Origin of the sequence: Saccharopolyspora sp. NPDC049426, from assembly GCF_040676935.1 — a bacterium.
Classification (GTDB): domain Bacteria; phylum Actinomycetota; class Actinomycetes; order Mycobacteriales; family Pseudonocardiaceae; genus Saccharopolyspora.
Genome location: NZ_JBFAPZ010000003.1, coordinates 517,049 through 541,535 on the forward strand (window position 1 = coordinate 517,049; position 24,487 = coordinate 541,535).

The window sequence follows — 24,487 nt, forward strand, 5'->3', positions numbered from 1 at the left end:
TCCAACCAAGCCCATTCTCCTTGGATGTGGATGGGGCACCAGCCCGGACGGGGGCTGGGCCGGTGCCCCAAAGCTGCACGTCAGATCTTCGTGGCCGGCTTGTCAGGCACGTCACCGAACTCGGTTGCCCGGGTCTCGCGGGAGATCACCACAGCGATCACGGTCAACGCTGTCGTCGCCGCGACGTAGAGCGCGACCGGCAAGGCGCTGTCGAAGAATTGCAGCAATGCGGTGGCGATCAGGGGCGCGAGCCCTCCGGCGACCACTGAAGCAAGCTGGTAGCCGATCGAGGACCCGGAGTAGCGCACCCGCGTCCCGAACAGTTCGGAGAAGTAGGCCGCCATCGGCCCGTACATCGCGCCGTGCAAAACGAGTCCCACCGCGGTCGCCGCAATGATCACGAAGAAGGAACCGGTGTCGAGCAGGCCGAAGAAGGCGAACGCCCAGACGCCGCTGCCTGCCGCGCCAGCGATGATGACAGGTCGGCGGCCCCACCGGTCCGACAACGCACCCCATAGCGGAATGGTCACGAAGTGCACGATCGATCCAATGAGGACAGCGTTGAGACCGACCGATTTGGGCAGCCCCACCGGGCCGGTCAGGTAGACGAGAATGAACGCGGTGATCACGTAGTAGGTGGTGTTCTCGCCCATCCGCGCACCCATCGAGATCAGGACCTCGCGCCAGTAGTCTCGCAGTACCTGAGCGATCGGTGCGCGAACGACCACCGAGCTCCGCCTGGCCTGTTCCGCTGCTTCGAGGAACACCGGAGACTCCGCGACGGAGAGCCGGATCCACAGTCCAATAACGAGCAGCACACCGGAGAGCAAGAACGGAACGCGCCAGCCCCAAGCCAAAAACGCCTCGTCCGACTGCACCGCGGCGAGCACGGCAAGCACCCCGGTAGCCAGGATGTTCCCTCCCGGAGCGCCGGCTTGTGGCCACGAGGCCCAGAACCCGCGCCGCTGTGGCGAACCGTGTTCGGAGACGATGAGCACCGCACCACCCCATTCGCCACCCAGCGCGAAACCCTGCAGCAGGCGCAATGCGGTCAACAACAGCGGAGCAGCCACGCCGACGGAGGCATACGTGGGAAGCAGCCCCATCGCGCATGTCGCGCCGCCCATCATCAGCAGACTCAGCACGAGGAGCCGCTTGCGCCCGAGCTTGTCGCCGAAGTGTCCGAACACCAGCCCGCCCACGGGGCGGGCGACGAATCCTGCCGCGTAGGTGCCAAAGGCCAGCAAGGTTCCGGTCAGCGGATCGGAGTTGGGGAAGAACAGCTTGTTGAACACCAGCGCTGCAGCAGCGCTGTAGAGGAAGAAGTCGTACCACTCGATGGTTGTGCCGACCAGGCTGGCGCCGACAATTCGAGTAATGGAGGAGCGCGAGGGAGTGGATTCGCGTGTCATGGTAGGTCGCTTCGTCGTCGGAGCAGGATTTTCGAGCTAGGTCGGTCCGCGCGCGGTTGGAGTGCGGCAAGGCGGCCACATATGCCGCCTTGCAGCACTCACCCGTAGCGGTGCCGGACTGCGGTGCCGTTACCAAGCCGAGCTGGGCAGCATGCGCACTAGGGAGTCGTGGCCTGCTGTGCTGCGCCCAAGTTCAGTTCGCCGGGAGCCGCACAATGTGGTTCAGCCTGCGAACGGGTCGGAAATACCCGCGTATCGGGTTTCGAGGAACTCCTCGATGCCTTCGAGGCCGCCTTCCCTGCCGAGTCCGGACTGCTTGACGCCGCCGAACGGGGCCGCGGGGTTGGACACTATGCCGCTGTTCAGCCCGAACATCCCGGAGTCGAGCCGCTCCATCAACCTCATGCCGCGGCGGAGGTCGCGGGTGAAGGCGTAGGAAACCAGCCCGTATTCAGTGTTGTTCGCGAGGGCGACGGCCTGGTCCTCCGTGTCGAACGTGATGATCGGCGCGACCGGCCCGAACACCTCTTCGGAAAGGATGCGGGCGTCCTCATTGACTCCGGTGATCACAGTCGGCGGGTAGAAATAGCCTGGACCGTCGATCGGGGCGCCTCCGGTCCGGACCTCCGCACCCCTGCCGACCGCGTCCATGACAAGGTCGTGCACCTTGTCCCGGCTGGCGGCGTCGATGAGCGGACCGAGGTCGGAGTCCGGCTCGGTGCCGCGAGCGGGCCGCAGCCGCTCCATCCGCTCCACGAGTTTGCTGCTGAATTCCTTGGCAACGGAGCTGTGCACGATGAACCGGTTCGCCGCAGTGCATGCCTCGCCCATGTTGCGCAACTTCGCGAGCATCGCTCCGTCAACAGCGGCGTCCAGATCGGCATCACCGAAAACCAGGAACGGCGCATTCCCACCGAGCTCCATGGAGGTGCGTAGCACCTGGTGTGCGGAGTCGGCCAACAGTTTCCTGCCCACCGGCGTCGATCCCGTGAAGGAGAGCTTGCGCAGCCGTGAGTCCTTGATCAGCGGTCCGGTGACCGCACCTGCCTCAGTGGTGGGGACGACGTTGAGCACGCCTGCGGGTAACCCTGCATCCGAGAGCACCTGGGTGAACAACGCGGCGGTCAGAGGAGTCAGCGCCGCCGGTTTGAGAACCATCGTGCACCCCGCGGCGATAGCCGGCGCGATCTTGCGAGTCGCCATCGCCAGCGGGAAGTTCCACGGCGTGATGAACAGGCACGGGCCGACCGGCCGCTTGAGCACGATGAGTCGAGATTTCCCGTCCGGGGCGGTTGCGAACCGGCCGGAGATGCGTGGGGCCTCCTCGGAGAACCAGCGCAGGAACTCGGCACCGTAGGCGACCTCGCCACGCGCCTCGGCCAGTGGCTTGCCCATCTCCATCGTCATGAGCAGTGCGAAATCTTCGGCGCGAGCTGTGACGGCTTCGAATGCGCAGCGCAGCAACTCGGCGCGCTCCCGGGGTGATGTCGCCGCCCAGGACTCCTGCGCGGCGGCGGCGGCGTCCAGCGCCGCCGCCCCGTCGGCGGAGGTCGCGTTCGCCACCGAGGTCAGGACCTTGCCGGTCGACGGGTCCTCGACGTCGAATGTCGCGCCGTCCTTGGCCGGCCTCCAATCACCATCGATGAACAGTCCTGTTCGGACCTCTGCGAGGAGCTTCTCTTCAGGTTTCATGGCCTGGCGTTTCTCATTCCTGATCGAAGATGATGACTTGCCTGATCGCCGTGCCGTCGGCGAGGGAGTCCATGGCTTCGTTGATGTCCGACAACGCGATCCGGGACGAGATGAGTTCCTCAACAGGCAGCTTCCCCTCGCGCCACAGCTGGACGTAGGCGGGAATGTCACGAGACGGCACGGCCGAACCGAGATAGCTGCCGATGATGGTCCGAGCCTCGGCGACCAGGCCCAGCGGGGAGATCGACGCCCTCGCCTCGGCGCCGGGCAGACCGGCCGTAACAGTGCGGCCTCCGGGCGCTGTCGCCGCGACCGCAGTTTCGAAGGCACGGGCTTTGCCTGCGGCCTCGATGACCACGTCGGCCTTGACGCCCTGCGCGAGTGCCTCCTGGGGCGTGTACGACGCGTTCGCACCGAGCTTGTCGGCGAAGGTGAGCTTGTCGCGGAGCGAATCCACCGCGATGACCTCGTTTTTCTCGAGTGACAGCGCGGTGAGCAGGGCGGCCACGCCGACACCCCCGAGCCCGACGACCATGATCGACTGACCCGGCTTCGGCGCTCCGGCGTTGAGCACTGCACCGCCGCCGGTGAGCACGGCACAACCGAGAACGGCCGCGATGTCGGGCGGCACGTCGCTGTCCACGGGCACGAGTGAGTGCCGGTCGACCACTGCGTGGGTGGCGAACCCGGAGACGCCGAGGTGGTGCTTGATCTCGGAGCCGTCACGGTGGAGGCGGACACCACCGTTAAGGAGAACGCCCTCGTTGTTCGCCCGGGTTCCTGGGAGGCAGGGCATCTGGCCGTCCGTGGCGCAGCCGGCGCATTCTCCGCAACGCGGCAGGAACGCCATCACGACCCGCTGGCCTACGGCGACGTCGGCCACCCCTTCGCCCAGTGCCTCGACGCGGCCCGCGGCCTCGTGTCCCAGCAACATCGGCACGGGGCGCACGCGGTTGCCGTCGAGGACCGAGAGGTCGGAATGGCACAGCCCGGCCGCCTCCAGCCGCACCAACACCTCACCGGGGCCCGGTGGGTCGAGTTCGAGTTCCGAGATCGTAATGGGGGTTGAATCACCGAACGGGCGCGGTCGCCCGATCTCTTCCAGAACTGCTCCGGAGATCTTCACTTCGTGTCCTTAGAGGGAATCTCTGCTTGCGTAGTTGGTTTCGTCTCGGCGATTGCCTCAGTCACCCGGGAGGGGATGTCGTCGCCAACCCTCAACGGGTTGCTGGCGAAGATGCCCTCGTGCGCGAGCACCGGTCGGCGATCGCCGCCGAGCTCGGGATACTTGTGCTCGAGTTTTTCCCGCTCCACAGCCAGTTTCCGCCAGCCATCCAGCGTGGATCGTTCGCCTCCGCGGACGGCTTGCCAGCTGCGCGGCATCTCGTCCCGGGACGGGCCGGGGTCCGCTTGGCCGGCCATGGTCACTGCCGACGGGCGGCGCGACGAGGGCCGCTGGCAGACCGGGCAGGCGGGATCTGGCGCGTGCATCGATGCAATCCCCGCTTCGAACCGATGGCCGTCGGCACAGGTGAAGTCGTAGAGAATCATCGTGACCTACCGGTAGAATCCCGTAGGGGCGACACGCAGCTGCGAGAACTGCTCGGCATCATGGCCGAAGATCACCTCGGCGCCGGTCTTGTCGGCGATCGTGCGCAGCTTCTCCACGGATTCCAACCACTTGAGGTTGTCCCACACGATCGCCGCGCCCATTGCGGGAGGCCCCCAGCTCTCGTTGAGGTACACCGCGTCCGAGGTGAAGATCTTCGTCCCGTCCTCGGGGAGGTCGACCCGCAGGGACATGGTGCCCCACGTGTGACCGGGAGTTTCGATGACGCTCACGCCGGGAACGATCTCCACGTCACCGGACACCGCTTCCAGCGGCAGGCCTTCGTAGTCTGAAACCAGGTGCGCGCCCTTGAAGGCTCCGTCGATGGCCAGTGCACCGTCGATCTCGTTTGAGTTGGCGATGATCCTGGTGCGCTTGGGGTCGAACATCTTCGCGTTGGCGGCGTGATCGAAGTGCAGGTGCGAGAGGACCAGCATGTCGATGTCGTCGGGGGTCAGCTCGAGTTGCGCGAGCGCGGAGTCCAGGTAGCCGGGACCTTCGGGATCGTCCTGCACCGGGAAGAAGTCCTGGAATCCGGTCGGCGCCCATCGGGTCTCCCAATCCCTGGGCACGCCGGTGTCCCACAAGATGCGTCCATCAGAGTGCTCGATGAGCACAGCGTGCGTGGGACAGTCCCCCCAGACGGGGAGGGTGTTGCGGTGATGGCGGTCGACGATCGTCTTCCCGCCCTTGAGCAGCAGCCACGTGTAATCGGTTTCCATGACACCGGTGGAGAGCACGTGGACCTTCATGTTATTCGCCATGACAATCGCCCTTGTTTGTCTGACTAAGAATGCCGATGTGTGAATGAGCGCCTAGGTGTGAATGGCGGCTCAGTGGGGAGCAATTCTCCAGCTCTGCATATGGGCTGTATATGGCACGAGATGCCATACTTGACGCTCATCTGTGTGCACTCAAGACACCGAAATGTGGGCTACGCTCGTTGCGTGACTGGCGCGAACTCGCCGCAGGATGACAAGGGCGTTCCCGCACTGCTCGAGCTTCTCGACAAGGGCATTGCGCCGCTGGAACTGGAGAACGTCCTAGCCTCGCACCGCACTGGGACGGAGGACCCACGTGCCGCAGCTGCGCTGCGCCGGGTCAACAATTCGCTGTGGGAGGCCAGGCGGCGTGAGGCGCTGTTGCGCACGCTGCATGAAACCGCGACGGATCTGACCGCGATCCGCGACGTCGAGGCCATCCTCAGTGCGATCGTTCGCCGGACCCGATCGCTGATGGGTACGGATATGGCCTACATCAGCCTCAACGACGACTCGCGGAGGCAGACCTACATCCGGATGGCCGACGGTGTCACCACCGCTGCGTATCGGGCCATCCGCATGCCGCTGGGGGCCGGGGTGCTCGGCAAGGTCGCCCGCGGTGCCTCGCCCGCGCAGACCGAGGACTACCTCACCGACGAGACGTTCATCCACATACCGGAGATCGACGACGCCGTCGCGGGCGAGGGAGTCAAGGCAATCATGGGTGTCCCGCTGCGGGCCAGCGGGACCCTGATCGGTGCGCTGCTCGTGGCGAACCGGCACCGGCACACCTTCAGCAACGACGACGTGGCCTTCGTCGAGTCGATCGGCGCCCATGCCGCTGTCGCGTTGGAGAATGCCCGGGCCTTCAGTGAGATGGGGGAGGCACTATCAGCCCTCGACGAGGCCCGATCCCGCAATCTCGAACACCTGCAGGCTCTGCAGGGCCTGGTCCGGCTCGACGAAGTCCTGACAGCTGCCCTGCTCGAGTCCAAAAGCGTGGAAAAGATCGTTCCCCTGCTGGCAGAGTTCCTGCGGTCCGACGTGGCTGTCGTCGATGCCGCCGGCACGCTGATCACGAGTTCGAGGGACGGATTGATCGTCGATGACATCACCGGAATCCAGCAAGCCGCTGCCCGCTCGGCGAACTCCCGTGGCGCGGTCGAGCTCAGCGTCGCGGGCCAGCCCTGGACATTGGTCGCTGCGACCGCGGGTTCGGAATGCCTCGGCGCCCTGCTCGTCGCCGAACCGATGCCGCCCTCGACCGCTCTCGTCGAACGATCGGCGGTATACCTCAGCATCCTGCTGCTCTTCGAGCAGGTGGTCCTCGATGCCGAGGAGCACCAGCAGCGCGAACTCATCGACGACATGCTCGCCGAGCGGTCCGACCACGGTCCGGCACTTCGCCGCCGCGTGTCCCAATACCGCCTCACGCCGGACGGACCATGGTGCGTGCACATCGTCGACGTTGCGGTCGAACAACGCTACAGGGCGCTGGTCGTACTGCGCACATACCTGCACGAACGTTCCGGCCTGGTGTCGCTGCACGAAGGACACCTGTGCCTCGTGACACCGGGAGAGGTCGCCCTGCTGGACGGGCAGGGAGCACTGAAGGCACTGAAAGCCGCCGACGTCACCGCAACCATCGGTTGTTCCGGACCGGTCAACGGCCTGGCGGGAGTCCGACGTGGGCACCGCTACGCGCAAGCGATCGTGAACGCACTCGAAGTCCTCGGCCGCGAAGGCGAGGCAGCGGATCTGACACATTTGGGAACGGCCGGAATCCTGCTGGGGCTCTCGGACCGGCGCTTGGCGCAAGATTTCGTCGAGTTCCAGCTCGGCCCGATCCTCGACTACGACCGGCACCGCAACACCGATCTGACGTTCACGGCATGGACCTTCCTCGACACCGGATCGGTCCTGGCGCCAACCGCACAACGCCTGAAAGTGCACCTGAACACCGTCCGGCAACGGCTCGAACGCATCGACCAGCTGCTCGGAACTGACTGGCGGCGTGGAAGCCGGATGCTCGACAGCCACGTCGCCCTGCGGATGTGGCGACTGCGGACCGCGGGCACCGGTGAGGGACTCGTGCAAGCGCAGACGGAAGACCCCAACCCGACTGGACCTTTCGGTGATCAGATAGAGGATGCTTGACACGGTCGAAGACTGGCGGTTGCTGTTGGACCAAGCCCTGGCCCGCCACCGCGCTTCTGCCCACTGGACTGCCCCGGCGCTGATCGTCTTCGCCGAGCAAGCACAAAGGGCAGGCCTGCACGGAGACGTCGCCCGGGCCATGGAGTTCCTGCGCGAGTGCGAATCCGTCTGCACCCCGCTCGGAGAGCGCTGGGCTCTGTCATGGACGGAGTGGAACGTCGGAGTCTCTTGGTGGGCGGCGGGCAATACCGCAGAGCCAGCCCTACACGTATCGGCATCACTTCGAGCCAAGCAGGATCTTGAGGACATGCTCGGCATCGCATGCTGCGTCGAGTTGCTGAGCTGGGTGGCCGCCGCTCAAGGGGACTCCGAACGTGCTGGCGTGTTGTTTGGTGCGCTCGGAAAGCTGTGGGATCTGATCGGCACTCCGCTATTCGGCGGCGGGACCCTGCTGTCCTGGCGCGCACAGGCACGGGAACAGATCCGCGAACGACTCGGCGACGCAGCATTCGAGGCCGCCGGCCAGAAAGGCGCACTTTTAAGCCGGGAGGAGACGATCTCCTATGCACTGGGCGAGACAACACCTCCCTCACCTGCCCATGACGCACAACAGGTGCCCGTAGCCGAGCCGACGCTGACGAAGCGGGAACGCGAAGTCGCCAGCCTCATCGCAACCGGCAAGTCGAACAAGGAGATCGCGGCCAGTCTGGTCATTTCCCGACGCACGGCGGAAACCCACGTCGAGCACATTCTCGTCAAGCTCGGATTCACCTCCCGCCTGCAAATCGCCACCTGGGTCACCGACCACACGCAACAATGACGCTCAGAAAGACCAAGCAGCCAACAGCGCCGGGGCGTCCAGAACGCTGCGGAGAGCGACGTCTCATCGCCCTCCTGCCCGGAAGCCACCTTCATACAGGTCAGGCACCAGGGAGAAGGTTCACCCAGTCGATCACCTCGAGAAGGGTTGCAGCCACGGATCCGTCACCGGCATCAGTGTGGCCGGGGGGCGGAGAGTTCAGCCGGTGACGAGCGCACCGGCTGAAACTTCCCAGGTCTCGGGAGAATCAGTCTCCAACCCGATTGAGGCGAGCTCCCCGACCGGTCGAAGCCACCAGATCCATGCCGGCGATCCAGCCGAAGACCATGGCCGGTCCGAGATTGATGCCACCGGCCGGATAGTGCCCGCCCATGACGCTCGCCTGATCGCAACCCACCGCGTACAGGCCAGCAATGGCTTTGTCGTCATCGTCAAGCACTCGAGCGTGGGCGTCGGTGGCCAAGCCCGCGAAGGTCCCGAAACTGCCCGGCACGACCCGGACTGCGTAGAACGGGCCTTTCTCAATCGGCGCCAGTGACGGGTTCGGGAAGCCAGTGGAAGGATCCCCGCCGTATCGATTGAACGGGGTGGAACCGCGGCCAAACTCCGGATCGTGTCCTTGCCGCGCATGCTCGTTGAAGTTGGCGACCGTGCTCTGGAGGCCTGCAGCATCGATGCCGCATGCCTTTGCGAGTTGGGCTAGGGTCCGACCACGCTTGAGGTAGCCGTTGCGCAAATAAGGCAACAGCGGAACCGGGCGGGGTTTGGCCATGCCAAACGGGTAGCGGCGCACGAAACGCGCGTCCGCGATCTGCCACGCCTCAGGCTGGTCGCCCTCCGAGCTCGCGGCGATCATGGCCGTGACGTAGTCGTGGTAGCCGTTCGCCTCGTTGACGAAGCGCCGACCGTTGCGCAGGACGCCGATACTGCCGGGCTTGGCACGGTCCATGATGTGGGGAAACACCCCCATTCGCCCGGAGCGGTAGGGCACCAGCGAAACCGGGCACCATGCCGCCGGCGACGCTAGATCAGTGCGGAGACGCCCGCCCGCGGCCTGGCCAAGGTCGATTCCGGCGCCGTCGGCGGTGACCGGGGCAAGCGAGTGGTGATCCGGCCCCGTGGGGAAATGAGCACGGCGCCGTTCACGGTCGTGAGGAAACCCGCCTGCGGCGACCACCACACCTCGCTCCGCGTGCAGGCGTTCCCTGCCGAAGGGCGTGGTGACCTCGACCCCGATCACCCGATCCTCGTCATCGCGCACGATGTTGGTCACTGTGCTGGAGGTGCGGATGGTGACGTCGAAGTCCAGCGCCGCGCGCAGCAGGCGACCGATCAGAGCGGTGCCGTTCACCAACTGCTGCCCGCGTCGGTAGAAGGCGAGGTCGGCAATGTGTCGCGTGACGCGCCGGACCGCGTGTGCCAGGCCGCGGGCGTCACCGCGCGATGCGGCCAGGAATCCGGCGAGATCCGGCCCGGCCATGATCCCAAGCCCCAGAAACGAGGTCTCATACAACTGACGCCGGAGCAACCGGGCCACGTCCGGCCCGAGCTCACGGAGGTTGACTGGCGCCGGTGCGAGCGAGCGGTGACCCGTCCCGGCTCCGGGAAGGTCGCCGTAGATGTCGCAGATCTTGGAGCCGGGTGTGAAGGCGAGTGCGGTGTTGTCGTGGAAGAAGCGTGCCATCTGGGGAGCGGAGTCGAGGAACGCGTCGACACGTTCCTCGTCGAAGTCCTCCTTCAGCACGGCGGCGAGGTAGGCGCGGAAGGCCGCCGGGTCCTCGTCGACACCATCCGCCCGGGCGAGGTGGTTGCCCGGTACCCACATCCAGCCTCCCGACCACGCTGTGGCGCCACCGCACACCTCGGCACGTTCCAGCACCGTGACCCGTAGACCGCCCTGCGCGGCCGTCACTGCGGCGGACAGTCCTCCGGCTCCGGAGCCGACGATGATGACGTCGGTGGTGACGGGTGCGCTCGTCGGCATGGTCACGGTTGCAGTTCTCCAGACTTACCAGATGTGGCAGGAAATCGTGATTGCTGTCGGTGGTCGTTGTGCGCCACCGGTCGGCCCGGCTGAGAAGACTCGTCGGCGGTCACGCCGTGGAGCTCTCACCTGCGGACGTGGTCCAGCGGTGGGACCACAGAGCAGCGACAACGGAGAGGACGCAGAGCCCGGTCACGAGGCCGGCCACGGGGTACCAGCCGAGATTGAAGGCGAGCAGCGCCGTCGCGGTCAGTGGGATGAAGCCGCCGACAGCCCCGGCGAGCGCGTAGGCGAAGCCCGCGCCGCTGTACCGGATGCGGGCGTCGAACAGGTCCGTGAACCAGGTCTGCTGCACGCACGCGGAGATGTTGTGACCGAGGTTGATCAGAGCCACGAAGGACAACGTCAGGCCGAGGAGCGAGCCGTTCTCCAGGAACACGAACAGGGGGAACACTGCGACGGTGGCGAGAATCGGACCGGCGATGTAGAAGGGCCGACGCCCGTAGCGGTCAGCGAGCGTGCTCCACAGGCTCAGTGACGGAATGGCCAGGATCATCGCGATCATCGAGGCTGTGAGGACGTTCGCGGGCGAGTTGTCGGTGAAGTTCGAGGTGTAAGCCAGGGCGAACGTGAAGCCGATGTAGAAGGTGCTCTGGTCGACCATCCGCATTCCGATGACGGCCAGGATCTGCTTGGGGCTGGTCCGCAGCGCAACCGCCAGTGGGGCGCGTGCCTTGTGGTCTTCCCGAGCGATCTCCTTGAACTTCGCCGATTCAGGGACACCGGATCGAACCCAGAACGCCACGAGGGCGAAGGCGATGCTGATCAGGAAGGGGATCCGCCAGCCCCAGGCCATGAACTGCTCGTCGGTCGTGAGACCGCGAGCGAGGCTGAAGGCAGCCGTGCCGAGCAGAAGGCCGATGAACGAGCCGGTCTGCACGCCGGAGGCGAAGAAGTTGCGCTTCCCCCGGGGTGCATTCTCAACTGCCATGAGGGCCGCGCCACCCCACTCCCCGCCCACTGCGATTCCCTGAATCGCACGCAACAGGACCAGCAGTACCGGAGCGGCGAGACCGATCGCCGCGTACGAGGGCAACAAGCCGATTCCGGTGCTGGCCAGCCCCATCATCAGCACGGTGATGGCCAGCATCTTCTTCCGCCCGACCTTGTCACCGAAGTGCCCGAAGACCGCGCCCCCGATCGGCCGGAACACGAACGCCACCGCGAAGGACCCCATTGAGGCCAGAAGCCCGGCCAATGGGTTCGCCGACGGAAAGTACAGCGGCCCGAACACGACCGCTGCAGCGGTGCCGTACAGGAAGAAGTCGTACCAATCCACGATCGCTCCGACCGTGCTGGCCATGGCGCTGCGCTTGGATCCCGAATCGCCGGTGCCAGGGCGCATCGGAGTCGAGGCGTCGAGTGGACCGGACTCGCCGGCGTCTGGGGTGGGGCCTGAAGGGTGCGTCGTCATGAGCTGTTCGCCTTGACCTTCCTGATGTGCGCCGTTGCCTCGGAGCAGGTCGAGTGTTTGAATGACTGCGTAGTCATTCGGATGGTGCAGGACGGTACGAGCCGTCTGCGGGCCCGTCAATACCCGAACTCGCAGGAGCGTTCATTTCATGAGTCAGCCACTGGGCGTGGCACACCTGTCAGCCCTCGACCTAGCCCCACCAGACCTGGTCCGGCAGGCGGCCGACGCCGGCTTCGCCTCCGTCGGCCTCCGGGTCTTTCCCGCCACCCCAGGAGAGCAGCGATACCCGATGACCCCCGGGTCCCCGATGTCCCGGCAGACACTGCGCGCGATGGCCGAGACAGGCGTGACCGTGCTGGACGTCGAGGCGTTCACCCTCGACGGGACCCGGGGACGCGAGCAGTGGCTGCCCGCCCTCGAGGCAGGTGCGGCACTGGGCGCCACCGTGCTCAACGTGATCGGAGGCGACGCCGACCAACACCGCTTGAGGGAAGCGCTCGCCGAACTCGTCGCCGACGGCCGCGACCACGGCATCCAGCCCAGCCTCGAACCCATCGCCTACCAGCCGATCAACACGGTCTCGGCCGCATGTGCGCTCTCACGCGAGACCGGCTGCGGCATCATGCTCGACGTACTGCACTTCGTCCGCGCAGGCGGCCAAGTCGAAGACCTCCAGGACGTGCCGGCCGATGCACTCCGCGTCATCCAGCTCTGCGACGGACCCGAAACGCCTCCCCCACTGCCAGTTCCGGAGCGAATGCCGTTGGGACAGACAGTCAGCGCCGACCGACTTCCACTCGAATCACGCTCACGACGACAGCGCCCCGGCGAAGGCAGCTTCCCGCTCCGGAGCATCCTCGAGACCTTCCCGTCAGCACCGGTCAGCATCGAGGTGCCCGATGTTGCCGGTTGCGCTGAGTTCGGACACGCCCAGCACTTCGAACAGCTTCACCGGGCATATGTGTCCCACTTCGACCACAACGACAGTGCGATGAAGGGAATCTCGTGACCAGTACCGCGAATCGTAGTGACGGCACGGCTTCCCGATCGCTCATGGCGAGTCCCGAGACGTTCTGGCCCGGCAGGTTCGACGGCCAGGTCCTCCTTGTGACAGGGGCCGCAGGGGGTCTCGGATCGAACACAGCCGAGCGTCTGATGCGCGAGGGCGCGACGGTGATCTGCACCGACGTCGTCGCCGGTGGGCGCGGCGACGGGTCCACCCCCGAGCACAGCCTCGCCCTCGACGTCACCAAGCGTGACGACTGGGATCGCTTGACCGCCGAGGTGCTGCACCGGCACGGCCACATCGACGGGGCGCTCTTCGCCCATGGCGTCCAGGGCCCGGAGACGACAGTGGCCGACATGCCGGTCGCGGGCTGGTCGCGGGTGCTCGACATCAATCTCGACGGATGCCTGCACGGACTTGCCGCGTTGCTTCCCAAGCTGCAAGACCAAGGCTACGGACGGATCGCCATCCTCTCCTCAATCGCGGCCCGCGAGGGCAATCCGCACCAAGCGGCCTATTCCGCGTCGAAGGCCGGATTGGTCGCCCTGGTCAAGACCGCCGCGAAGGAGGTCGCACCATATGGAGTCACCGTCAACTGCATCGCCCCGTCGATGATGAAGACCCGACTGCTCGACGACCTCAGCGCCGAGCGCAACGCGGCTCTGCTCGCAAAGGTGCCGATGGGCCGGGTCGGGCTCCCCGAGGAGTTCTCCGCGCTCGCTGCCTGGCTACTCTCCCCGGAGGCCAGCTACATGACCGGCCAAACCCTCGACCTCAGCGGTGGCCGCAACACCGCCTGATCAGCGCGCGGGACGGGCTACCGTCGCCCTTTCCCGGAGCGTGACCGGGAACACGCGAGTGGTCGGTTGGTGGGTACCGGAGGTCTCGATCCGGCTCACCAACCGATCCACAGCCTCGCACGACATCTCCCGAATCGGCTGATGCACCGTGGTCAGCCGCACGAAGGACCAACGCGACGGTTCGGAGTCATCGAAACCAACGACAGAGAGATCGTCGGGAACGCGGAGACCAAGCTGGTGCGCGGCGTCCAGCACCGCGAAGGCGAAGGAGTCCGCAACGCAGAACAGGGCTGTCGGAGCCTCGGGCTCCCGGAGAATCTCGCAGGCCGCACGAACGGCGTCGGCATGACCAAACGACGTCCGCTTGATCCATTCCTCTCGTACTTGCATCCCTCGTCGGCGCAGGGCCTCCCGCACCCCGTCCTCACGGTCGCGACCGTTGGAACGGTCTCGAGGCGTGGACAGCACCCCGATCCGCTCGTGGCCCCAGTCGACGAGGTGGGAGACGACGAGCTCACCCGCTGCACGGTCGTCGGAAAGGACGACGTCCGTGGTCACACTTGAGTCGTCACGGCTGAGCAGGACGACCGGCACACCGCGCTCCGTCGCGAGTTGCACCGCCGCGGAATTGTCACGAGCAGACACGAAAAGCATGCCGTCCACGGTTGCGCTGGTGAGAACATCCGTAGCGTTCTCGAATCCAGGCTCATCGGGGTCCCGGATCAGGATCATCCGGTAGCCGCGCTCATCCAGACGGCCTTGCAGGCTCTCCACGATGACCGCGTAGATCGGGCTCGACAAATCAGCCACGACCACACCGACAGCACGGGAACGTCGGGTCACGAGTGTGCGCGCGGCCGAGTGCGGCACGTAACCCAGCTCGCGAGCCGCCGCCAGAACTCGGTCACGGGTCTTCGGAGTGACCGAGGCGTCCCCACGCAGAGCACGCGAAACCGTGGTCTGTGACAACCCGACGTGCCGCGCCACGTCGTTGCTCGTCACCATGGCTCCGAACCTACCAAACCACGTGGCCCCTCAACCCACCGGAATAGACGCCTCTGGATCTAGCTCCCGGCAGCCCTTACCCGGAGTCCGGCGAGAAAGCCCGTGCGGTCCGCGTTGTTGCCAATGAGCCAGCCGTCCTCGACGACAACGGCGTTGACCGCGACTCGTTTCTGCCACCAGCGTGAGTAACCCGGACTCCGCGGGCACGGCGTCAGGGCAGCAAACCGGTCGAAGCCAGGAGTGCCGCGAAGTCCTCCCACAGTTCCGGCGTGGCGCAGACAGTCAGCTGCGGCGTCGCCTCGCCTTCCGGTCCGGTGACGACTAGACCGGCCTGGGAGGCGAGGAACAACCCCGCGGCGACGTCCCAGAGTCGCGTGCCGAGGACGACGCCGACGTCGAGGCGCCCGGCGGCGAGGTAGGCGAGCTGCAGCGCGGCGGGCAGCCGACGGATGTCGCCGACGTGCGGCACCAGGGTGGCGAAAACCGGTCCGATTCGCTGTTTCGTCGCAGTGGAGGTGTTGTAGCAGATGCCCGCGAGGGCCTCGGTCAGGCGAACGGCACGCCTCGCGCTGATCCCGTGCCCGTTGAGGCGCGGCGCATGCTCGGCCACCGCTGTAAAGGTCTCCCTGGCGGCCGGGTCATGCACGACGGCGAGTCGAGTGGCGTTGTCCTTGCGCAGAGCGATGGAGATCGACCACGGGCCTGTGCCCGAGATGTAGTTGCGGGTTCCATCAAGCGGATCGACGACCCAGGTCCAACCGCTGGTTCCCGCCTGCTTCGCCCCTTCTTCGCCAAGTAGCCCATCGTCGGGACAATGGTGCCGCAAACCGTCGACGAGTAGACGCTCGCTTTCAAGGTCCACATCCGACACCAGATCATTCGCGTGGGCTTTCGCACCTCGGACGACGAGTGCGGCGCGCCGCTCAAGCTGAAGCCTCCCGGCCTGGTGAGCCAGGTCTACGGCAACATGCGACAACGCTTCCAGATCACGGTTCACACTGCATCCTTCTTCGCTTGAACTCCAGTCGCAATTCAGACGCATCGAGCGCACAAACTATGTTGCATTTGCGCTTAATCCTTCCTTCACTGTGACCGCACCAAGCTATATAGTGCCTCGAGTGCGCGCAAGCATCGCCAAAGGACTCCCTCACCACGGAGCGCCAATGGCTGCGGGCCTTCGTCGCCCAGACATCGTTCTCGCCGACCCGACCGGATTCATAACCACTCTGCAAAGCACGGACTCAGCCCTGCAGGACTCCGCGATCCGAGCCTGCGTCCAGGCGGGAGTCCGGCCGCGGATCGTGATCCGTACAGCATCCTCACCCTGGACTCGGCCGGCGTTGGCATCGCACTGATGACATCCGGCGTGACCAGCACCCGCCTCCTCCTCTCGGGATCGGTCTCCTACCGCTTCGTGGCGAGCAGACCTACACGAACCACGGGCTCGCGTGGTCGGCGGACAACCCGTTTCGGGTTCTGAAGACCGTGCTCGACCTCGCCGAAGAGGTGCTGCCGACCCCATCGAAGACCAATCAGACGGCATCGATTCCGGTGCAAAGCACCGGGAATTGGAAACCACGTACCGCCAGGCGCTCTCGAGCCGCCCCGGCACACCACCGCTCCATCGACAAAGGAATCGCCGTGAGCCTTGAACCTTCTCTGCCATCGTCCACACAGACCTCGACCAAAAAGACGGTTGCCCAAACACCGAAACAGACCGCCATCGTGACGGGTGGTGCCGGCGGCCTGGGTTCCGCGATCTGCGACCGCCTGGCGCGCCTGGGCTACGGAATCGTGGTCGCCGACATGAACTCGGAGTCGGCTGACAAGGTCGCCACTGGGCTTCCGGAGGTCGCAGGCACCGAGCACCGCGGGTTCGCAGGGGACCTGACCGACTCGGCTGTCAATCGGGAACTCGCGGTATTCGCCGGGGCTGGCGGCCCCATCGGCGCCGTCGTCAACGCGGTCGGCATCTCACCCAAGCGAAACGGCCGCAAGATCCCGTTCACCGAACTAACCGACGAGGAATGGCACCGAGTGATGGCGGTCAACGTCGCAGCACCGTTCTTCCTCATTCGGGAGGTCTGCCCATTCATGCCCGCCGACGGCAGCGCGAGCATCGTCAACCTGCTCTCCATCACCGCGAAGCTGGGCGCCGGGGGCGTCGAAGGCGCGGATTTCCCGCCATACCTGCCCTCCAGCATCGCCTACGCCGCGAGTAAGGCCGCGCTGCAGAATCTGACGGCGAGCCTGTCTCGGGAACTGGCCGGACAGCGCATCCGCGTCAACGGGGTCGCCCCAGGCTTCGTCCAGACTCCGATGCTAGGTGAAGTGATCGCTGATGGCTCATTGCTGAGCCAAGTGCCGATGAAGCGGTTCGCCCAACCGAAAGAGATCGCCGACGCGGTCGCATTCCTGGTCAGCGAGCAGGCCTCCTACATCACCGGGACGAGTCTGGATATCAACGGCGGGTGGCTCACCTGCTAGGCCCTGCCCACTTCGAACGCGAGCACAGCCTGACCAGGTCCGAACTCATCTTCGACCTGGCCGTCGGCTCCGGTACCGCCGGCAGAACAACTCCCGCCCCGGTACCGACGAGTGCGTGGGCGACGGCGGAGCCTGCTCCGCCGTCGCCCACGCACGACGACCAGGTCTAGCGGCACCTCAGGACGACCGTGTCCCAAGCCAAATGAGTAATACCCAGTGGACTGTATTGAGGCCCGGTCAGGCGATCACCAGCCATTGCGATCGGTTGACCGTTGCTCCAACGACGCGGTCTACACCAGTGCGGCCGCGACATCCTGAGATTCGTCCCTGGTAAGGGCCCGAAGGAGAAACGGGCCCACCCGTTACCGACGAGCAGCGTGGCGTGCTGCGAGGTAACCGAAGGTCAGACCTGCTCCTACTTGGCAGCCAGCTCCCGGGTATTCCGACGCCGTGATCGAGTTGGCGTCATTTCCGCAGGCGTAGAGACCGGGAACCGGTTCACCTGATGCGTCCAGCACCTGCGCATCCGTGTTGGTGCGCAACCCGAGCGCGGTCGCGAGCGGCGTGGGGACCACGGCGATCGCGTAGAAGGGAGCTGCCTCGATCGGGCCGAGGTTGACGTTCGGAGCATGAGCCGGGTCGCCGTACTGGTGACCGAAGGGACTCCTCCCCTTCCCGAACTCCTCGTCAACTCCGGTGCGAGCATCGCGATTGGTGTCGGCCACCGTGCGCTCAAGACCATCCGGATCGACGCCGATTGCGGTGGCGAGCTCTCGAATCGTGCGCCCGGCATGCAGGTACCCCGCATCGATGTGCCGCTTGAGCAGCGGTTTGGGCAGATGGGGGTAGACCACGCCGAGCCCGTACTGCCCCAGGGTCCGGGAGTCCAGGACGAGCCAGGCCGGAATCGTCGGAACTGACTTGTGCGAGTCGTACATCGCGCGGGTGAAGCGGTGGTAGGACACCGACTCGTCGACGAATCTGCGTCCTGCGGCGTTGACCGCGATGATGCCGGGTTTGGCGCGGTCCCAGATGTGCGGGAAGACCGCGGTGGAGCTGTCGCGGCGGCGGCCGATGGAGCTGGGGAACCACAGGGCGTTGTCGCCGGAGGGCTCGCCGAGGACGCCGCCGACGGAGCGGGCGAGGGCGATCGTGTCGCCCGTCGCGCCCTCCCCGGCCCGGGTGAACTGCGGCGTGGGTCGGGGCAGGTATTCGGCTCGCAGTTCCGGGCTGGCGGAGAAACCGCCGGCCGCCAGGACGACGCCGCGCCGAGCCGCCACCCGGACGGTGCGACCTCGGTGCGTGACGACCGCGCCGACGATCTGTCCGGACTCGTCGGCGATGAGTTCGGTGGTGCGGGCGGTGAACCAGACGTCGCCGGAGCGCTGCAGGAGCTTGTCGTAGAGGTTGGCGACCAGGGCGTTGCCCATGGCGAGCCGGGTGCCACGCGGGTAGCGGAGCCGGTCCGCGGCCCAGCGCACCCCCAGGCGCAGTGCTACCGCCACGCCGCGCATCGATCCGTTGAAGAGAGTCAGCAGCTGATTGACCTCCGACCGCCGGACCATGAGCGTGCCGCCGAAGAGCGCGAACTCCGGGACCGGCCGCCGGATCCGGCCGAAGCGGGCCTTTCCGAGCTCGCGCCCGTCGAAGGTGCGCGGTTCCAGCGCACGGCCGACGCCTGACCCGGGGATCTCCGGGTGGTAGTCGACGACGGTCTTGGAGTGCCAGAACTCCACGCCGACCCGCTTCAGGTAGTCGAGCATGGCGGGCCCCTGCGCGAGGTAGGTCTCGCGGAGTTCGCGCGGGGCGCGGTCGCCGACGAGGGCGTCGAGGTAGCTGCTCGCGCTGGCGGTGTCGGCGGCGGGATCGTCCTGGTGTTGGTGCCCGGGGATCCAGCACGTCCCGGCCGAGTAGGCCGTGGTGCCGCCGAGCCACTCGGTCTTCTCCAGCACCAGGACGGAAAGTCCCTCTTCGGCACCGACGACCGCGGCACCCATGCCGCCGGCGCCGGAGCCGAGAACGAGGAGGTCGACCTCGTGGTCCCAATCGTCAGTCATGGTTCGCTTCCTCCTCGCCGGCGACGAGTTCGCTGAGGTGCCGCCGCATCCGATCGAGGTCGGGTGTGGTTGCGGTGAGCAGGGCGAGAGTTCGCGCTGCCTGGGAGACGAGCATCGCGCCGCCGTCGAGGCATCGGCACCCGGTCACGCGCGCGTCCTGCAGCAAGGCCGTCATCAACGGGCGGTAAACGACCTCGGCGACCCAGTGCCGGGGTTCGAGGGCGCCGGTGTCGAAGGGCCGGCCGGGGTGGCCGGTCATGCCGATCGGGGTCGCGTTGACCACTCCGTCTGCCCGAGCGAGCGCGGCTGGTACCCGCTCGGCGGGCAGACCGGTGATCGCGGCGCCCGGGAACCTCGCGCGCAGCCTGGCGACCAGGCCTACGCTGCGTTGGGGGTCCGCATCGGCGATCGCCACGGCCGCTCCGGCACCGACCAGGGCGTAGGCGACGGCAGAACCGGCGCCCCCGGCACCGACCACGACGACCCGGTCCAGCAGGACGCCCGGGAGCCCGTGGCCCAGACCGGACAGGAATCCACTGTGGTCGGTGTTGTGACCGATGAGCCGGTCCCCGTCGACGGAGACGGTGTTGACCGCGCCGAGCGCCCGCGCGTCCGGGGAGAGCTCGTCGAGCTGGTCGAGGACGGTCTGCTTCGCCGGGTGCGTCACGTTGAACCCGGTCGTGCCCTCCCCGACCGCCTCCCGGAAGTTCCACCTCGCTGGCAGGTGGTCGAGGTCGAGCAGCCGGTAGCTGTAGTCGAGACCGAGCGCAGCGGCCTCGCGCTCGTGCAGCGCGGGCGAGAGCGAACCGCCGATTCCCGCGCCCACCAGGGCCACTCGGTGACGGACCGGAGCGATCACCTCAGACATGGGCGCTCGTCTCGGTCAGCAGTGCGCGCACGCCGGCCAGGTTGCGTCGCGCAAATTCCAGTGAGGTGAGGCGCGTCTGCAGCGCGGCGTGTGGAACCTCGACGCTCAGCGGTGTTCCGGCGGGCACCGCGGCGAGCAGTTCCGGCAGCGGGAGTTCGCCGTCGCCGACGAGTTCCCGCTGGACCCGGGCCTCTGCTTGCAACACCGACCCGTCGGCCTTCATCCCGAGCGGGAGTTCCTCGGGCAGGTCAAGGTGTTCCGGGGCGGTGAGCGGGCCGTCGCAGACCTGCAGGCAGGGAACGAGGTCGGGATCGAGAGCTCGGACGTCGTCGATCGAACTGCCACCGCGCTGGAGGTGCAGGGCGTCGAGCAGCACGGCCGCACCGGTGGCCCCGGCGATCGAGGCGGCCTCGGCCACGGTGCTCACCGATTGGTAGCTGATGGGTTCCAGGGTGGGCCGGATGCCGAGCGGCGTGGCGTCGGCGGTCAGCGCGGCCAGCGTGTCGGCCAAGCGCTTCCGGTCCGGGTCGGAGCCGACGACGCTGATCGTGCGGGCACCGAGAGCAGCACCGGCGTCGAGGGCGGGCCGCCATTCGGCCGGTCCGGTTTCCGGGCGGAGCGTCAGGAATTCGACGTCGCGGACGTTCAAACCCGAGTCGTCGAGCCGCCGCAACGTCTCGCGCGACATCGGCGAGCCCGGCTCCATCGGGTATTGGTGCTCCCCCGCTGTCACCGAGTTGACCCGGACGCCGACGAAGTCGAACCCCGCTTCTGCGGCGGTGCTGACTAGTTCGGGAGGACTCAACCGCAGCAGGGTCAGGTGGGCGAGCCCGATGGGGTTCATGAGGTGATCTCCTCCTTCAGAGCGGGGACCTGCTCCGGGCAGCCGGATGCGGCCGAGGCGTACAGCGCGGTGAGGATCGCCAGCGACTTCGCGGCTTCCCGCCCGGTGACCGCCGGATCGCGGCGTTCCCGGACGGCGCTGACGAAATCCGCGATCTGCAGGGTGTGCAGCGGAGCGAGACTGCCGTTGATCTCCGGCAAGGTGAGGTCGGCGCGCAGGCCGGGACCGAACGGCGATTCCGCCGCCTCTTCGCCGGGCACCGCCCACACGTCGATCCGGGCTTCGCTTCCCTCCGGGTACTCGGCGAGACCAGCGCTCGCGCCGGTGCGTCCGACGACCTGCACCCGAGTACCGAGGCCGGGGGTGAGCGCGGTGGAGGCTGCCAGCGTGGCCAGACCGCCCGAGGCGAAGCGCAGGGTCGCCACGGCCGTGTCCTCGACCTCGATCGCCTCGCCGTGCTTGGCGGTCGTGTGGGCCGCCGTCACCTCGACCGCGTCTCCCATGAACCACTGCAGCAGATCGATGTTGTGCACGGCTTGGGTCATCAGGACCCCGCCGCCGTCGCTCGCCCACGAGCCGCGCCACGCATCGGCGGTGTAGTAGGAGGTTTCGCGGTGCAGCAGCACCGAAGCGTGCCCGAGCACCGGGGTTCCCAGCGTGCCGTCGTCGATCGCGGCGCGGACCCGCTGCGCGGCGGGCCAGAAGCGCCGCTGGAACGCCACGCCGAGGGTGACGCCTGCCACCTCGCACGCTGCCACCATCCTGGCGGCCGAACCGAGCTCGATGGCGATCGGCTTCTCGCACAGCACGTGCACGCCATGCGCCGCGGCCCGGGTGACGACGGATTCGTGCGTCGGGTGCGGGGTGCAGACGCTGATCAGGTCCAGGTCGAGGTCGAACACCTCGTCCGGGTCGGCCGCGGACGTGCTGTGCCGGGCGGCGAACAGCTCGGCCCGTTCCGACGAGACGTCGGTGCACGCCACCAGCTCGACGCCAGGAAGGCCGCGGTAGGCGGCGGCGTGGTTGCCCGCGATGTTGCCGCACCCGATGACCGCTGCCCGCAGGGCCCGGGGCATCACCGCACCGCCGGTGCTGGTGCGTCGGCGATCTGCGCCCGGCTCTCGCCGAGGCGGGATGTGGGCGTGCGGAAGGTTTCCGGCCCGGTCAGCGCAGCAACCGCGGAGGCCAGCACGAACGCGGCGCACATCCAGGCCACCGGAGTCCAGTTCGCCTCGTCGCCGGTCGTGAGGGTCGAGGCGAGCAACGGGGTGAACCCGGCAGCGAGCAGGCCGATCATCAGTCCGATCGCCATGCCGCTGTAACGGACTCGGGCTGGGAACTGCTCCGGGAAGTAGGCGGGGTACACGCCGTTGGGCGCGGCGTAGCAGAAGCCGATCAGCACGACCGCCGAGAGGTAGATCCAGGGCACGTTCTGGGTGCCGATCGCGTGGAAGAACACGAACACCATCACGCTGACCCCGAGCAGTCCGGTGACGAAGACCGGCTTGCGCCCGACCCGGTCGGCGAGCAGCCCGTAGGCGGGCTGGGTGACGACGGCGACCATGTTGGCCACCGAGATCACCGCGAGCATGGTCGGTTTCGAGATTCCGGCGATCTGTGTGGCGTAGGAGAGAGCGAAGACGTTGACGATGGTGTTGACCATGGCGAAGCTCGCGCAGATCGCGATGCGCAGCAGGGTCGCCCAGTGGTGCCGGAACAGCTCGAACACCGGGGCCTTGGCGGTTTCCGCGGACTCCTGCAGCTCGGAGAACACCTCGGGCTCGGCCAGCGAGCGGCGCAGGAAGTAGGCGATGGCGGTGACCGCGATGCTCAGCCAGAACGGGATTCGCCAGCCCCAGGACAGGAGCTGCTCGTCGGGCAGCGCGGCGATCGGGATGAACACCAGGCTCGAGATGACGATCCCGAACATGATCCCGCTCATGGTGAAGCTGGTGAAGAACGCGCGGCGCCCGTCGGGGGCGTGCTCCACGGTCAGCGAACTCGCGCCGGGCGATTCACCACCTGCCGACAAGCCCTGCAGCAGCCGCAGGGCGACCAGCATGATGGGCGCGGCGATGCCAACCTGTCCGTAGCTCGGCAGGCAGCCGATCAGGAACGTTGACAGGCCCATGAGCAGCAACGTGGCCATCAGGGCGTTGCGGCGACCGAACCGGTCGCCGAAGTGCCCGAAGAGAATCGCGCCGAGCGGGCGTGCGACGTAGGCGACGCCGAGGGTCGCGATCGACAGCAGCGGTCCAGTCGCGCCGGCGTCGGGGAAGAAGACCTTGCCGAACACCAGCGCAGCGGCCGAGCCGTAGATGAAGAAGTCGTAGTACTCCAGCGTGCTGCCGAGGAATCCGGAGAGCGCGGCCTTCCGGGGGTTGTTGCGGGTACCGCCTGACGGCGGGACCTCTGCTGGCCTGGGGGACATGGCGTTCCTTCCGATCCGGCGTCATCGACGGAGATCCGGTTCCCGAACGGGGAGTGCCGGGCGGTGCGGAAGAGAATCGCAGCAACGACTATGCCCAGTCCAATACTTGGTTTCACCTACACCATGTGTTCAAACAACATAATCAGTCGGCCGGATGGGGCAGCACCTCTTCGGCCAGTTCCAGCACCGCCCGCGTCACCGGCGAGGGGTTGTCGTCCAGCCAAGCCAACGCGTGCTCCATGTGGGTCTGCTCGCCGCGCAGCGGCACGAACACCGAGGCCGAGGGCATGATGCCGGAGATGCCCGCCGGCATCAGCGAGACGCCGACACCAGCCGACACCAGCGTCAGGATCATGTACGGGTCGGTGATCTCCTGGACCACGCGCGGGCGGAAACCCGCCTTGACGCACGCCTGCGTGGTCAGCTCCTGCAGAGACGATCCGGCGGCCGCCGGGATGGTGATGAAGCCGTCCTCGGCCAAGTCGGCGAGGTCGATGGCGGCCTCCCCCGCGAGCGGGTGGTCGATCGGCAGCGCCGCACCGAGCGGTTCGCGCCCGACCCGCCGCGTGCGCACCGGGGACGGGTCGATCGGCAGCCCGACGAACGCGATGTCCAGGCCGCCCTGCTCCAGCTGCTCGACCCCACCCCTGGTCATCACGCGACCGGTCAGCGACAGCGAGATGTTCGGGTAGCGCTGGCGGACAGCCCTGGTCAGCGGCGGCAGCGTGAGGTGGTTGAGGGCTCCGGAGAACCCGATGGCCACCGTCCCGTACACCACGCCCGAGGTCGCCCGGGTCGCTTGCTGGGCGAGTTCGAGCTCCTCGAAGACGCGGTGCGCGTGCGGCAGGAACGCCTGCCCGGCCGGGGTGAGGGCGACGCTGCGGGTGCTGCGGTCGAACAGCGTCGCCCCGAGCTCCTTCTCCAGCTTGCGGATGGTCTGGCTCAGCGGCGACTGGGCCAGCCGAAGCCGGGCCGCCGCGCGGCCGAAATGCAGTTCCTCGGCCACGGCGATGAACGCCTCGAGCCACCGGATCTCCACAGTGCACCTTTCTGACTGCAGGGGCTTGCGCTGCAGCACGA

20 protein-coding genes are annotated in these 24,487 nt (G+C 67.0%); 5 read left to right on the plus strand and 15 right to left on the minus strand.

The annotated features are described in order from the left end of the window. Positions 1 to 80: 80 nt before the first annotated feature. From AB0J78_RS08580 to AB0J78_RS08600, 5 genes are all read right to left on the minus strand, one after another. Positions 81 to 1,412, minus strand: a complete 1,332-nt coding sequence (locus tag AB0J78_RS08580; protein ID WP_363788064.1) for an MFS transporter — start codon at positions 1,410 to 1,412, stop codon at positions 81 to 83. Between the two features lie 222 nt (positions 1,413 to 1,634). Further along, positions 1,635 to 3,104 carry an NAD-dependent succinate-semialdehyde dehydrogenase gene (locus AB0J78_RS08585; RefSeq protein WP_363788065.1) on the minus strand — a complete coding sequence of 490 codons (1,470 nt, stop codon included), beginning with the start codon at positions 3,102 to 3,104 and terminating at the stop codon, positions 1,635 to 1,637. A gap of 13 nt (positions 3,105 to 3,117) precedes the next feature. Next, positions 3,118 to 4,230, minus strand: coding sequence for an alcohol dehydrogenase catalytic domain-containing protein (locus tag AB0J78_RS08590; RefSeq protein ID WP_363788066.1), 1,113 nt, complete (start codon positions 4,228 to 4,230; stop codon positions 3,118 to 3,120). Then, a complete protein-coding gene (locus tag AB0J78_RS08595; protein WP_363788067.1) occupies positions 4,227 to 4,655 on the minus strand; it encodes a zinc ribbon domain-containing protein in 429 nt (142 codons plus the stop codon). Before AB0J78_RS08595 ends, AB0J78_RS08590 begins: the two co-directional genes overlap by 4 nt. Positions 4,656 to 4,661: 6 nt before the next feature. Further along, positions 4,662 to 5,477 carry an N-acyl homoserine lactonase family protein gene (locus AB0J78_RS08600; protein ID WP_363788068.1) on the minus strand — a complete coding sequence of 272 codons (816 nt, stop codon included), beginning with the start codon at positions 5,475 to 5,477 and terminating at the stop codon, positions 4,662 to 4,664. A 183-nt stretch (positions 5,478 to 5,660) separates the two neighbouring features. Here AB0J78_RS08600 and AB0J78_RS08605 point away from each other — a divergent pair, with 183 nt between their 5' ends. Both AB0J78_RS08605 and AB0J78_RS08610 read left to right on the plus strand, forming a co-directional pair. After that, positions 5,661 to 7,631 (plus strand): GAF domain-containing protein, encoded by a 1,971-nt coding sequence (locus tag AB0J78_RS08605; RefSeq protein WP_363788069.1) that lies wholly within the window; start codon positions 5,661 to 5,663, stop codon positions 7,629 to 7,631. Continuing rightward, positions 7,624 to 8,451 carry a LuxR C-terminal-related transcriptional regulator gene (locus AB0J78_RS08610; protein WP_363788071.1) on the plus strand — a complete coding sequence of 276 codons (828 nt, stop codon included), beginning with the start codon at positions 7,624 to 7,626 and terminating at the stop codon, positions 8,449 to 8,451. Before AB0J78_RS08605 ends, AB0J78_RS08610 begins: the two co-directional genes overlap by 8 nt. 247 nt (positions 8,452 to 8,698) lie before the next feature. Here the strand turns inward: AB0J78_RS08610 and AB0J78_RS08615 are convergent, their stop codons facing one another. Together AB0J78_RS08615 and AB0J78_RS08620 are read right to left on the minus strand one after the other, a co-directional pair. Next, positions 8,699 to 10,435: an FAD-dependent oxidoreductase gene (locus AB0J78_RS08615; RefSeq protein WP_363788139.1), complete on the minus strand. Its 1,737-nt coding sequence runs from the start codon at positions 10,433 to 10,435 to the stop codon at positions 8,699 to 8,701. Positions 10,436 to 10,544: 109 nt separating this feature from the next. Then, a complete protein-coding gene (locus tag AB0J78_RS08620; protein ID WP_363788073.1) occupies positions 10,545 to 12,029 on the minus strand; it encodes an MFS transporter in 1,485 nt (494 codons plus the stop codon). Between the two features lie 28 nt (positions 12,030 to 12,057). Between AB0J78_RS08620 and AB0J78_RS08625 the strand changes: the two genes are divergently transcribed. Together AB0J78_RS08625 and AB0J78_RS08630 are read left to right on the plus strand one after the other, a co-directional pair. Then, positions 12,058 to 12,918: a TIM barrel protein gene (locus AB0J78_RS08625; RefSeq protein WP_363788074.1), complete on the plus strand. Its 861-nt coding sequence runs from the start codon at positions 12,058 to 12,060 to the stop codon at positions 12,916 to 12,918. Between the two features lie 44 nt (positions 12,919 to 12,962). Next, positions 12,963 to 13,715: an SDR family NAD(P)-dependent oxidoreductase gene (locus AB0J78_RS08630; protein ID WP_363788075.1), complete on the plus strand. Its 753-nt coding sequence runs from the start codon at positions 12,963 to 12,965 to the stop codon at positions 13,713 to 13,715. Here the strand turns inward: AB0J78_RS08630 and AB0J78_RS08635 are convergent, their stop codons facing one another. Together AB0J78_RS08635 and AB0J78_RS08640 are read right to left on the minus strand one after the other, a co-directional pair. After that, the gene (locus tag AB0J78_RS08635) at positions 13,716 to 14,720 is read right to left on the minus strand and encodes a LacI family DNA-binding transcriptional regulator (protein WP_363788076.1); all 1,005 of its coding nucleotides are present in this window, start codon (positions 14,718 to 14,720) and stop codon (positions 13,716 to 13,718) included. A gap of 211 nt (positions 14,721 to 14,931) precedes the next feature. Then, the gene (locus AB0J78_RS08640; protein WP_363788077.1) at positions 14,932 to 15,717 is read right to left on the minus strand and encodes an inositol monophosphatase family protein; all 786 of its coding nucleotides are present in this window, start codon (positions 15,715 to 15,717) and stop codon (positions 14,932 to 14,934) included. Positions 15,718 to 16,205: 488 nt separating this feature from the next. Here AB0J78_RS08640 and AB0J78_RS08645 point away from each other — a divergent pair, with 488 nt between their 5' ends. After that, the gene (locus AB0J78_RS08645) at positions 16,206 to 17,207 is read left to right on the plus strand and encodes an SDR family NAD(P)-dependent oxidoreductase (protein ID WP_363788079.1); all 1,002 of its coding nucleotides are present in this window, start codon (positions 16,206 to 16,208) and stop codon (positions 17,205 to 17,207) included. 362 nt (positions 17,208 to 17,569) lie between these two features. Here AB0J78_RS08645 and AB0J78_RS08650 read toward each other — a convergent pair whose 3' ends face one another. From AB0J78_RS08650 to AB0J78_RS08675, 6 genes are all read right to left on the minus strand, one after another. Continuing rightward, positions 17,570 to 19,264: an FAD-dependent oxidoreductase gene (locus AB0J78_RS08650; protein WP_363788080.1), complete on the minus strand. Its 1,695-nt coding sequence runs from the start codon at positions 19,262 to 19,264 to the stop codon at positions 17,570 to 17,572. After that, positions 19,257 to 20,132: a shikimate dehydrogenase gene (locus AB0J78_RS08655; protein WP_363788081.1), complete on the minus strand. Its 876-nt coding sequence runs from the start codon at positions 20,130 to 20,132 to the stop codon at positions 19,257 to 19,259. Before AB0J78_RS08655 ends, AB0J78_RS08650 begins: the two co-directional genes overlap by 8 nt. After that, on the minus strand, positions 20,125 to 20,976 hold the full coding sequence (locus AB0J78_RS08660) for a TIM barrel protein (RefSeq protein ID WP_363788082.1): 852 nt from the start codon (positions 20,974 to 20,976) through the stop codon (positions 20,125 to 20,127). The genes AB0J78_RS08655 and AB0J78_RS08660 overlap by 8 nt, the downstream gene beginning before the upstream one ends. Next, positions 20,973 to 22,052, minus strand: coding sequence for a Gfo/Idh/MocA family oxidoreductase (locus AB0J78_RS08665; protein WP_363788083.1), 1,080 nt, complete (start codon positions 22,050 to 22,052; stop codon positions 20,973 to 20,975). Before AB0J78_RS08665 ends, AB0J78_RS08660 begins: the two co-directional genes overlap by 4 nt. Next, a complete protein-coding gene (locus tag AB0J78_RS08670) occupies positions 22,052 to 23,407 on the minus strand; it encodes an MFS transporter (RefSeq protein ID WP_363788084.1) in 1,356 nt (451 codons plus the stop codon). The genes AB0J78_RS08665 and AB0J78_RS08670 overlap by 1 nt, the downstream gene beginning before the upstream one ends. A gap of 142 nt (positions 23,408 to 23,549) precedes the next feature. Then, positions 23,550 to 24,446: a LysR family transcriptional regulator gene (locus tag AB0J78_RS08675; protein WP_363788085.1), complete on the minus strand. Its 897-nt coding sequence runs from the start codon at positions 24,444 to 24,446 to the stop codon at positions 23,550 to 23,552. Positions 24,447 to 24,487: the final 41 nt, after the last annotated feature.

Excerpts from the sequence above, each read along its gene's own strand:
- AB0J78_RS08580 (WP_363788064.1), bottom strand. The coding sequence starts at position 1,412 with ATGACACGCGAATCCACTCCCTCGCGCTCCTCCATTACTCGAATTGTC.
- AB0J78_RS08585 (WP_363788065.1), bottom strand. The coding sequence starts at position 3,104 with ATGAAACCTGAAGAGAAGCTCCTCGCAGAGGTCCGAACAGGACTGTTC.
- AB0J78_RS08595 (WP_363788067.1), bottom strand. The coding sequence starts at position 4,655 with ATGATTCTCTACGACTTCACCTGTGCCGACGGCCATCGGTTCGAAGCG.
- AB0J78_RS08600 (WP_363788068.1), bottom strand. The coding sequence starts at position 5,477 with ATGGCGAATAACATGAAGGTCCACGTGCTCTCCACCGGTGTCATGGAA.
- AB0J78_RS08610 (WP_363788071.1), top strand. The coding sequence starts at position 7,624 with ATGCTTGACACGGTCGAAGACTGGCGGTTGCTGTTGGACCAAGCCCTG.
- AB0J78_RS08615 (WP_363788139.1), bottom strand. The coding sequence starts at position 10,435 with ATGCCGACGAGCGCACCCGTCACCACCGACGTCATCATCGTCGGCTCC.
- AB0J78_RS08625 (WP_363788074.1), top strand. The coding sequence starts at position 12,058 with ATGAGTCAGCCACTGGGCGTGGCACACCTGTCAGCCCTCGACCTAGCC.
- AB0J78_RS08630 (WP_363788075.1), top strand. The coding sequence starts at position 12,963 with ATGGCGAGTCCCGAGACGTTCTGGCCCGGCAGGTTCGACGGCCAGGTC.
- AB0J78_RS08635 (WP_363788076.1), bottom strand. The coding sequence starts at position 14,720 with ATGGTGACGAGCAACGACGTGGCGCGGCACGTCGGGTTGTCACAGACC.
- AB0J78_RS08650 (WP_363788080.1), bottom strand. The coding sequence starts at position 19,264 with ATGACTGACGATTGGGACCACGAGGTCGACCTCCTCGTTCTCGGCTCC.
- AB0J78_RS08655 (WP_363788081.1), bottom strand. The coding sequence starts at position 20,132 with ATGTCTGAGGTGATCGCTCCGGTCCGTCACCGAGTGGCCCTGGTGGGC.
- AB0J78_RS08660 (WP_363788082.1), bottom strand. The coding sequence starts at position 20,976 with ATGAACCCCATCGGGCTCGCCCACCTGACCCTGCTGCGGTTGAGTCCT.
- AB0J78_RS08665 (WP_363788083.1), bottom strand. The coding sequence starts at position 22,052 with ATGCCCCGGGCCCTGCGGGCAGCGGTCATCGGGTGCGGCAACATCGCG.
- AB0J78_RS08670 (WP_363788084.1), bottom strand. The coding sequence starts at position 23,407 with ATGTCCCCCAGGCCAGCAGAGGTCCCGCCGTCAGGCGGTACCCGCAAC.